This window comes from Vibrio sp. 11986-1-5 (genome assembly GCF_963878025.1).
Taxonomy (GTDB): Bacteria; Pseudomonadota; Gammaproteobacteria; order Enterobacterales; family Vibrionaceae; genus Vibrio; species Vibrio injensis.
Genome location: NZ_CAWNVW010000023.1, coordinates 1 through 875 on the forward strand (window position 1 = coordinate 1; position 875 = coordinate 875).

Consider the following 875-nt stretch of genomic DNA (forward strand, 5'->3'; position numbering starts at 1 on the left):
GTGCTTCATGACTGCCCTTGATGGGGTGCCATCCTTGATAAGCCGCGAAGAACTCTCCACGTTGAAAGTCAAAATCTAAGCAACGTTCAAGCTCAGGGTAGGGATGACCAAAGTAAGCAAACTCGGTCAGATAATCGATATGCCATGCATCCGCCATTTTACTGAGTGCTATTTCCACTGGATGAAGGCCGCCATTCTCGGCGCTGTAGGCTTTATCTCGAAAGTGAAACACCAGCAAGCGTTGCGCTTCTAAAGTGGGTGAACTCAGCGATGAGGCACTGAACTGCTCGTTCAACAAGTCATGCAGCTTGTGAGAGGTGGGCAATGTAGACGTTGCAAAAGTGAGTTGAGACATCAGTTCTCCTTGTGATATTTGGTGAAGCCACGAAATGATCCGTGGCGTTATTGAGTGGTGATGACACTTACCGTGATCTCATCAAAAGCCCGTCGAGCAAGATGTCTAGCGAAGCTTGTCGTCCAGACAGACAATAAGGTTTGTACTTCATCATGAGCCAGACTGGCTGAGCCAACGTCGGCTTGGTAGCACCAGCCATTGGGCAAATGAAAATAGAGATCGAGCTCTAGTGAAGTGCTTTGCTGATGGGGGTAGGAAAAGCTCGCCATCATGACAATGTGCCATGCATCCGTTGCGCTGTGACGGACAAGTTGTAGCTCTATGGGGGGTAATCCTTGTCGGGTTCGGTAATAGCGGGTTTGGCGACAGTTCATGACGATCCGTTTGGCATGTTCGGGGATAGTAAAGCGGCGTAGCACTTGAGTCAGTGGCGCGGCTAATGTCGTTTCGACACTCGTAGTGATGGTCTGTTGGACGGTCATAACAGTCCCCTTTCAGCAAAAGAGACACAACCTTCACC

General features: G+C 49.7%; 2 protein-coding genes. Both read right to left on the reverse strand.

What is annotated here, in order from left to right; all coding sequences use genetic code 11:
- Positions 1-355, reverse strand: a 355-nt coding sequence (locus tag AACS00_RS07890) for a DUF2787 family protein (RefSeq protein WP_110168457.1), incomplete at its 3' end; no start/stop codon positions are given.
- Between the two features lie 47 nt (positions 356-402).
- Entirely contained in the window at positions 403-837 is a 435-nt protein-coding gene (locus AACS00_RS07895) for a DUF2787 family protein (protein ID WP_110168458.1), read from the reverse strand.
- Positions 838-875 lie beyond the last annotated feature (38 nt).